This window comes from Mycobacterium riyadhense, from assembly GCF_963853645.1.
Classification (GTDB): Bacteria; Actinomycetota; Actinomycetes; order Mycobacteriales; family Mycobacteriaceae; genus Mycobacterium; species Mycobacterium riyadhense.
This window is the reverse complement of the sequence record NZ_OY970457.1, coordinates 463,652-472,572: the sequence shown is the minus strand read 5'-3', so window position 1 is coordinate 472,572 and position 8,921 is coordinate 463,652. Positions and strand designations below refer to the sequence as shown.

The 8,921-nt window shown below is 76.5% G+C and carries 6 protein-coding genes; all 6 read right to left on the bottom strand.

The window, feature by feature from the left end:
• Positions 1 to 55 precede the first annotated feature (55 nt).
• Positions 56 to 991 (bottom strand): hypothetical protein, encoded by a 936-nt coding sequence (locus AADZ78_RS29415; RefSeq protein ID WP_423752194.1) that lies wholly within the window; start codon positions 989 to 991, stop codon positions 56 to 58.
• Positions 992 to 1,024: 33 nt separating this feature from the next.
• Positions 1,025 to 1,990, bottom strand: a complete 966-nt coding sequence (locus AADZ78_RS29410; protein ID WP_423752193.1) for a hypothetical protein — start codon at positions 1,988 to 1,990, stop codon at positions 1,025 to 1,027.
• A gap of 662 nt (positions 1,991 to 2,652) precedes the next feature.
• Entirely contained in the window at positions 2,653 to 2,949 is a 297-nt protein-coding gene (locus tag AADZ78_RS29405; RefSeq protein ID WP_423752192.1) for a hypothetical protein, read from the bottom strand.
• The gene (locus AADZ78_RS29400; RefSeq protein ID WP_423752191.1) at positions 2,894 to 3,163 is read right to left on the bottom strand and encodes a hypothetical protein; all 270 of its coding nucleotides are present in this window, start codon (positions 3,161 to 3,163) and stop codon (positions 2,894 to 2,896) included. Before AADZ78_RS29400 ends, AADZ78_RS29405 begins: the two co-directional genes overlap by 56 nt.
• Before the next feature lie 377 nt (positions 3,164 to 3,540).
• Entirely contained in the window at positions 3,541 to 6,909 is a 3,369-nt protein-coding gene (locus AADZ78_RS29395) for a PE family protein (RefSeq protein WP_423752190.1), read from the bottom strand.
• Positions 6,910 to 7,552: 643 nt separating this feature from the next.
• The gene (locus AADZ78_RS28810) at positions 7,553 to 8,740 is read right to left on the bottom strand and encodes a PucR family transcriptional regulator (RefSeq protein WP_085249846.1); all 1,188 of its coding nucleotides are present in this window, start codon (positions 8,738 to 8,740) and stop codon (positions 7,553 to 7,555) included.
• Between the last annotated feature and the right edge of the window lie 181 nt (positions 8,741 to 8,921).

Genomic DNA, 8,921 nt, shown 5'->3' with positions numbered 1-8,921 from the left:
TCCGTTGGCGCCGTTGCCGCCTTTGCCGCCGTTGCCGGCGGTTCCGCCGTTGCCATCACCGCCGGTGCCGCCGTTGCCTGCCTCCGTTGCCGCCGTTGGTGCCGTCGGTGCCGTTGTCGCCGGTGCCGCTGGCGGCGTCGGTGCCATCGATGCCTGCGCCCGCCGTTGCCGCCGTTGCCGCCGTTGCCGCCGGTGGCGTTCCGCGGTGTCCGGCGGCTCCGCCGTTGCCGGCGGCTCCGCCGTTGCCGTGCCGTTGCCGCCGTGGGCTCCCGCTCCGCGTTGGCGCCGTTGCCGCCGTTGCCGCCCGTTGCCGGCGGTTCCGCCGTTGCCGGCCCTCCGTTGCCGCCGTTGCCGCGTTGCCGCCGTTGCCGCCGTTAATGCCTGCGGTGGCGTTGCCGCCGGCCCCGCCGTTACCGCCGGTGCCCGCAGCACCGTTGGCGCCGCCGCTGGTGGCGGTGCCGGCGGCACCGGCGGCCCCCGCCGTTGCCGCCGTTACCGCCGTGGGCTCCCGCGCCGGCGCCGTCGGCGCCGGGTCCCGCCGTTGCCGCCGGTGCCGCCGTTGCCGGCGTTGCCGCCGCCGGTGGCGTTGCCGCCGGCCCCGGCGGCCCCGCCGTTTGCCGCCGTCGCTGGCCACCGCGGTGGCGGCGCCGGTGCCGCCGTGCCCGCCGGCCCCGCCGTCACCGGCGTTACCGCTGCCAGACGAGGTGCCGCCGGTCCCGCCGGCGCCGCCATCACCGCCCTTGCCGGCAGCGCTGGTCACAAAGCCGCCACCGGCGCCGCCGCTGCCGCCGGCGCCGCCATCACCGGCGTGACCGGTGCCGGCGGCGCTGCCGCCGGCACCGCCGGTTCCTCCTCCGGTCCCGCCGGCGCCGCCGGTGGTGTTGGCGTCACCGCCGTCACCGCCGTTACCGCCGGGTGCCGCCGTCACCGGCGTTGCCGGCGCCGGTGGCGGTGCCGCCGGTGCCGCCATCGCCGCCCTTGCCGGCGCCACCACCGGTGAGTTGGCCGCTGCCGCCGGCGCCGCCTATGCCGCCGGCGCCGCCGTCACCGGCGTTACCGCTGCCTGAGGTATTACCGCCGGTGCCGCCGGCCCCGCCGCCCCACCGGCGCCGTTGCCGACGTCGGTGCCGACGCCGCCGTTACCGCCGGTACCGCCGGCCCCACCGTCGCCGCTGCCTGAGGTATTACCGCCGGTGCCGCCGACACCGCCGTCACCGCCGGCACCGCCGGTGCCGTCACTGTTGCCGGTGCCGGCGGCCCCGCCGTCACCACCGTCGCCGGCGGTGCCGCCGTGGCCGCCGGTGCCCGCGCCGCTGGAGGCATCACCGCCGTCGCCGCCGCTACCGCCGTTGCCGCCGGTGCCGGCATCGCCGCCGGTGCCGCCTGAGGCGGTACCGCCGGTACCGCCGTTGCCGCCGTTGTTGCCGGCGCCGCCGGTGCCGCCGTTACCGCCGCCGTTGCCGGCGCCGCCGGCCCCGCCGCTACCACCGGTGCCGCCGGTGCCGCCCTTGCCGCCATCAGCGAAGGCGCCAGCACCGGCGCCGCCGTCACCACCGGTGCCGCCGGTGGCGGCGTCACCACCGGCGCCGCCGTCACCCCCGTCGGTGCCGGCCCCACCCACACCGCCGGCCCCACCGGTACCACCATGACCGCCAGCACCGCCGGCATCGCCAATGCCGCCGGCCTGGCCGCCGGTGCCGCCGCTGCCCGCAGCACCGCCGCTACCACCGGCGCCGCCGTGGCCGCCGCCGCTACCACCGATACCGCTCCCACCGCCACCACCGTGACCGCCGGCACCCCCAGCACCGCCGGCGCCGCCGTCAAAGCCGGCCAGCACACCATCAGCGCCGACACCGCCGTCGCCGCCTTGGCCACCGGTACCGCCCTTGCCGCCGGTACCGCCCGCCGCCGTTGACGCCCACGCTGCCGCCACCAGGGCCGCCGGCCCCGCCGGCGCCGGCGGCCCCGCCGGTACCGCCGGCCCCGCCATCACCGCCACCGATACCGGCCCCACCGGTGGCGCCGGTGCCGGTGGCGCCATCATTGCCGTCACCGCCGTCACCGCCCTGACCGCCGGTGCCGCCGGCGCCGCCGGCGCCGCCGGTGCCGGCCCCGGAGGCGGCGCCCCCAGTGCCGCCGGCGCCGCCCGCGCCGCCGTTACCGCCGGTGCCGCCGGCGGTGGTGGTGGTGCCCGCGCCGGCGGTACCGCCCTGGCCACCGGCCCCGCCGTTGCCGGCGTTACCGCCGCCCGCGCCGTTGCCGGTGGTCCGGGCCCCGGCGTCTCCGCCGTTGCCGCCGTCACCGCCTTGGCCGCCGTAGCCGCCGAACTCGCCGGTGGTGCCCGCACCCCCGACACCGCCGGATCCGCCGTTACCACCGGCCCCGCCGGCGCCGTTGGTGCCGCCAGCGCCGGCAGCCCCACCTTGCCCGCCGGCCCCGCCGGCGCCACCGGCACCGCCGGTGTAGCTGTCGGCGTATCCGGTGCCGCCGACCCCGGCCGTCACCACCAGCGCCGCCGCCGCCAGCAGTGCCGGCGGCGCCGCCGGTTCCGCCGGTTCCGGCCGCGCCGGCGTCCCCGCCGGTTCCGCCGGCACCACACAGCCCCGCCGGCGCCGGCGCCGGTGGTGGTCGCCGTCGGCGGCGGCCCCGGCGTTACCGCCGACCCCGCCGGCCCCGCCGTTGCCGCCGGCGCCGTTGGTGGCGCCAGCAGCGCTGTTGCCGCCGGCGCCGCCGGCCCCCGCCGGCCCCACCGGCCCCGCCGTCATAACCCGCAGCACCCAGGGTGGTGTTGTCATCACCGACCCCGCCCTTACCACCGGCCCCGCCGTCACCGCCGACACCGGCGTTACCGGCGACACCGGCGCTACCGGTGCCGGCGCCGGCGGCCCCACCGTTACCGCCGAGCCGCCGGCCCCGCGGCCCCGCCGTTTCCGCCGGCGCTGTTGTCACCGTCACCGCCGTCACCGCCGTTGCCGGCGGCGGCGCCGTTGCCGCCTTGGCCGCCGTTGCCGTTGGTGCCGCCGGCCCCGGCGGCACCACCCGCGCCGCCGGCCCCGCCGGCCCCACCCGCGTAGCCGTCACCGCCGGCGGTCGCGGTGGCCCCGGCCGCGCCGTTATCCCCGGTCCCGCCATCACCACCAGGCACCGCCGTGGCCGCCGACACCGGCGTTACCGGCGACACCCGCGCTACCGGCACCGCTGCCGGCGGCCCCACCAGCACCGGCGGCCCCACCAACCCCGCCGGCCCCGCCGTTTCCGCCGTTGCTGTTGGCGCCGGTGCCGCCGGTGCCGCCGTTGCCGGCGGCGGCGCCGTTGCCGCCTTGGCCGCCGTTGCCGTTGGTGCCGCCGGCCCCGGCGGCCCCACCCGCACCGCCAGCGCCGCCGGCCCCGCCCGCGTAGCCGTCACCGCCGGTGGCCGCGGTGGCCCCGGCCGCGCCGTTATCCCCGGTCCCGCCATCACCACCGTTACCGCCTTGGCCGCCGACACCGGCGCTGCCGGCGACACCGGCGCTGCCGGTACCGCTGCCGGCCGTCCCACCATTACCCGCGGCCCCGCCGACCCCGCCGGTACCGCCGTTGCCGCCGGCGCTGTTGGCACCGTTGCCGCCGTTGCCGCCGACCCCGCCGGTGGCGCCGTTGCCGCCTTGGCCGCCGTTGCCGTTGGTGCCGGCCGGCCCCGGCCGCACCACCCGCCCCGCCAGCCCCGCCGGCCCCACCCGCGTAGCCGTCACCGGCCGGCGGTCGCGGTGGCCCCGGCCGCGCCGTTATCCCCGGTCCCGCCATCACCACCAGCACCACCGGTGCCGCCGACACCGGCGTTACCGGCGACACCCGCGCTACCGGTACCGCTGCCGGCGGCCCCACCGTTACCGGCGGCCCCGCAACCCCGCCGGTACCGCCGTTGCCGCCGTTGCTGTTGACGCCGTCACCGCCGTCACCGCCGACACCGCCGGTGGCGCCGTTACCGCCGGTGCCGCCGTTACCGTTGGTGCCGCCGGCCCCGGCCGCCCCACCCGCCCCGCCAGCCCCGCCGGCCCCGCCCGCGTAGCCGTCACCGCCGGTGGCCGCGGCCGCGCCGGCCGCACCGTTATCCCCGGTCCCGCCATCACCACCAGCCCCGCCTTGGCCGCCGACACCGGCGTTACCGGCGACACCCGCGCTACCGGTGCCGGTGCCGGCCGCCCCACCATTGCCCGCGGCCCCGCCAACCCCGCCGGTACCGCCGGCCCCGCCGTTGCTGTTGTTACCGGCCCCGCCGCCACCGCCGAGCCCGCCGGCCCCGCCGCTGCCGCCGGTGCCGCCGTTACCGTTGGTGCCGCCGGCCCCGGCCGCCCCACCCGCCCCGCCAGCACCGCCGGCCCCACCGTGGTAGCCGTCACCGCCGGTGGCCGCGGCCGCGCCGGCCGCGCCGTTATCCCCGGTCCCGCCGTTACCACCGGCCCCGCCGGTGCCACCGACACCGGCGGCGCCGGTGTGGGCGCCCCACCCGGCCCCGGCCGCCCCACCAGTCCCGGCGACACCGCCGGTACCGCCGTTACCGCCGTCACCGCCGTCGCTGCTGGCACCGGCCCCACCGGCCCCACCAGCCCCGCCGGTGCCGCCGGCACCGGCGGTGCCGCCGTTACCGGCGATCCCGATCACCGCTTTACCCCCGGCACCCCCGGCCCCACCGGTACCGCCGGTGCCGCCGTCCCCACCGGCCCCACCCGCGGTCGTAGCGTCACCGCCGGCCCCGCCGATCCCGCCTTTGCCGCCGGCCCCGCCGTGGCCGCCGAGCCCGATCAACCCCGCGGCCCCGCCGGCCCCGCCATCCCCCCCATCAGCGCCGTCACCACCGGCCCCGCCGGCGGTCGCGGTGGTCCCGTCGTAGCCGGCCGCCCCGACACCCCCGGCACCGCCGTTACCGATCAACAGCCCGGCATCGCCGCCGCGGCCGCCGTCACCGCCGTAACCGCCGCCCCCACCACCGGCCCCACCGGACCCGATCAGGGTGGTGTTACCGCCGGCGCCGCCGGCCCCGCCGGCACCATCGATGCCGTTACCGGCCCCCCCGGCCCCCCCGGCGCCGCCATCGCCGATCAAGACCGCGCCGGCCCCCCCGGTGCCGCCGTTCCCGCCGGTGGCGCCGGCGCCGCCGCGGCCACCGTTACCGCCATCACCGAACAATCCGGCGTCCCCGCCGGTCCCACCGGTCCCACCACTGCCCCCGCTGCTGGTGGCGGAATCGCCGGTGCCGCCGGTGCCGCCGGCGCCGCCGTTGCCGTAGAGCCAGCCGCCGTGGCCGCCGCGGCCGCCGTTACCGCCGGTGCCGTCCAGATCAGCTCCTCCGGCCCCGCCGGCACCCCCGGCCCCGATCAACCCCGCGGCCCCACCACGACCACCGGCCCCACCAGAGGCCCCGCCCGCGCCACCGGCGCCGCCAGCGCCGCCGGCCCCGCCCGGGCCGTACAGCAATCCGCCCTGCCCGCCCTGCCCGCCGGCCCCGCCGGCCCCGTCCAGGTCAGACCCCCCGGCCCCGCCGGCCCCACCCGACCCGATCAACCCCGCACCCCCACCACCGCCACCGGCCCCGCCGGTGGCCCCGGCCGCCCCGGCGTCCCCACCGCCACCGCCGGCCCCGCCCGGCCCATACAGCAGCCCACCGCGCCCGCCGGCCCCGCCGATCCCAGCGCCGCCACCGCCGGCCCCGCCGACCCCGCCGGCCCCCCACACCACCGCGGCCCCACCGGCCCCGCCGGCCCCGCCGGCCCCGGTGACCAGATCCGCACCCCCGCCACCACCACCGACCCCACCATTGCCGTACAGCCAGCCACCACGCCCACCCTCACCACCACCCCCACCAACACCGCCGGCCCCGCCGCTATTGGCGCCCCCGGCCCCGCCGGCCCCCCCAGCCCCGAACACTCCCGCCGCGCCACCATCACCACCGGCGCCGCCGGTGGCCCCGGCCCCACCGATCACCCCACCGTCGCCGCCGGCGCCCCCACCACCCACCAGCCGGCCCCCGGCACCGCCGTGCCCCCCATCCCCGCCACCCACCCCACCGGCGCCCCCATCACCACCACCACCCCACAACGGGGCCGCTCCACCGGCCCCACCGGCCCCACCACCACCGCTGGTGGCATCCCCGGCCCCGCCGGCCCCACCGGCGCCACCCGAGCCATACACCACCCCGCCGCGCCCACCGGCCCCACCGGCCCCACCAAACCCGTTACCCCCGGCCCCGCCAGCCCCACCCGCACCGCCATGACCCCACAACGGGGCATACCCACCGGCCCCACCCGCACCCCCACTACCCCCGCTCGTGGTCACGCTGCCCCCGGCCCCACCGGTCCCACCCGAACCCCACACCCAGCCACCGCGCCCCCCGGCCCCCCCAACCCCGCCGGCCCCCCCGGTCCCACCATTGCCGCCGTTACCGATCAACCCCGCCGACCCGCCCGCACCCCCGGGTGTGCCCGCATCACTGCTACTACCCCCATTGCCGCCGCTACCGAACAACCAGCCGCCATCACCACCGGCCTGACCCACCCCACCACTGGCCCCGTTGGCGCCGTTGCCGACCAACGCCCGCCCCGTCACCGCCACACTCGAGGCGTTCACCGCATCCAGCAGGCTCTGCGCCGCGGAAGCCTCCGCGCCCGCATACCCCCCCGCGCTGGCGGCCAACACCGCGCTGAACTGCTCATGAAACCCCGCCACCCGCCCCGCCAACACCTGATACTGGCGCCCATGCTCAGAAAACAACCCCGCGATCGCCGCCGACACCTCATCCTGTGCCGCACTAGCCACCGCTGTCGTCGCGCTTGCCGCCGCCGCGCTGGCCGCGCTGATCGTCGACCCCAACACCGACAAATCCGCCGCCGCCGCCAACACCACCTGCGGGGACACCACCACAAACGACGACATGACAACCCCTCCCACCAGACCGGCCACCAGCCCCGGGCCGATACCGGCCCGATGACGCGCAGCCCACAGCCACCGACAACGACGAACAAACCCTACGACCCCCACCGCCCCAGCCCGCGCATTTCAGCGCACCATCTGCGCGACCACCACCCCCACCCCTCGGCCACGCCCAACACCTGTACAACACCACAACCCCAACCCCCACCCACAGTCACCAACCACAACCAACACCCCCACAAAACCCCCAACACCACACCCACCAACCAACACGCCCGGTGACGCTGACCTTGACCGTCTCAACAAAAAACGCTTGCCTAGCATCGGGGCCAGCCGCGTACCCCGCACCGCTCCCAGGGACTTGACCCCAGTGCTTGCAATGACTTTGGCCCGCACATCGGCGCACGGGGTCGACATCTGGGCCTCGAGGTCGCCGGCCCCAACGTCCGACTTAACCGTCTTGCGGGCGTGATCGCGACGCCAGCCCGTGATGGCCGCAGAACTCGTCGAGGATCCGGCCCCTATCCGCTTTGTCCGCCCGCGCGTAGCGGGTTACGTGTCGATCCGAACTCTGAGTAATGTTGCCGACGCCGACGACAACGCCGGCCGTCGCGGGTGTGGCGTACTGCAGTGATCCTCGGCTGATTTAGGGCAGTTGAAGGTCGATCTCAAACGCAAGACACAACTCGGCCAGCTCGCGTGGGTGCGCTGTCGACCTGCCAGTCCGCTCTTCGATCCGGTGCAGCCGGTGACGAATCGTGTTCGGATGACAATACAGCTGCTCAGCCGCGGCATTGATCGCCCCCCCGGCCGATACCCATGTGCGAAACGTTGTGAAGAGAATCTCACGGTCTTGTTCGTCCAGGTCGGCGAACCCAGCAAGAATGGTCGTCGCGATCTCCTTCATCACCTGTGGGGCACAAATAGCGGCGATCGCCAGCGGCTTGGCCTCGAACACACCTACCAACGAACCTTCGCCCCGCTCGGTAGAAAGCGCGCACCGCGCGTACATAACGGCCTTCGGCGTCATGCCCAGGTCATCGAATCGCACGCTGATACCGACCCGCGTAGCTGCGAGTCTGGCCAACGTCTGCTTAACGGAGTTGAACTGGGTGTCACCAGGTACGTGTACGAGGCCCAACTCGACATCGGGTAGCAATCGCCAGGCAGACATGATGTCAAGGCTCCGCAGCTTGGCTTCGATGCCAGGCAAGGCGGTCTTGCCGATCGATGGGCATTCGGCAGCGACAACAACGTAGGGTCCGCGAGTGGGTAAGCCAAGCACCGTCGCGATTTCCCACAAGCTGGCCCGCTGAACGACCCTACCCTCGATCAATGCTTCTACCAGGGCCGCCTGCTCGGCGGCCTGAGTGAGCATCTTGCGGGTGATAACCTCGCGGTAGGCGCTAGCCATCGAGTGGGTGAAGGCGTCCTGGGCCATCCAGATGCGAGCCGTCGCGCGGATCAGCGCCGCGCGCCCGATGTGTGGACGCGCAGCCGCCAGATCAACGATCTCTTCCCAGGCCAGCCGACATCCGATGCGGTATGCCTCCATCAACGCTGGCAGCGGAGTGCCGATCTGTGCACGAGACGTCCCAGTACTGACGGCAACGGCAGTATCAAACGCGGTCCGCGCGTCGAGCCCCTGGAAGGTGTAGTACAGGTGAGCCTTGCAGCTGGCCACAAGTTCATCGTGGCTGACCGGGCCCGCATCTCCGTAGTATTCGACCTCCCGGCACACGGTGCTGGCAACTCTTGCGCCTAGCTCGTCGCATCGGCTTATCAGGGCGGCCTGTAGCTCGGCAATCTGCGCCGCGAGATCCGCTGGGGGCATTGGTAGCCAGCTCCTTTTCCCTATGGGTGGCGCCTCGTAGGCGTAGAAACATTGGTTGGGGCCGGCCCGCCGACGCCGACGTTGCCTTGGGCCATCGAGCCCGTTGGTCAGCTTGGCGCCGGAGCCCGACCTTGCATAGTCACGTGCTGTCGCTTCCGGCACACCGGTCGGAATTTCGGTT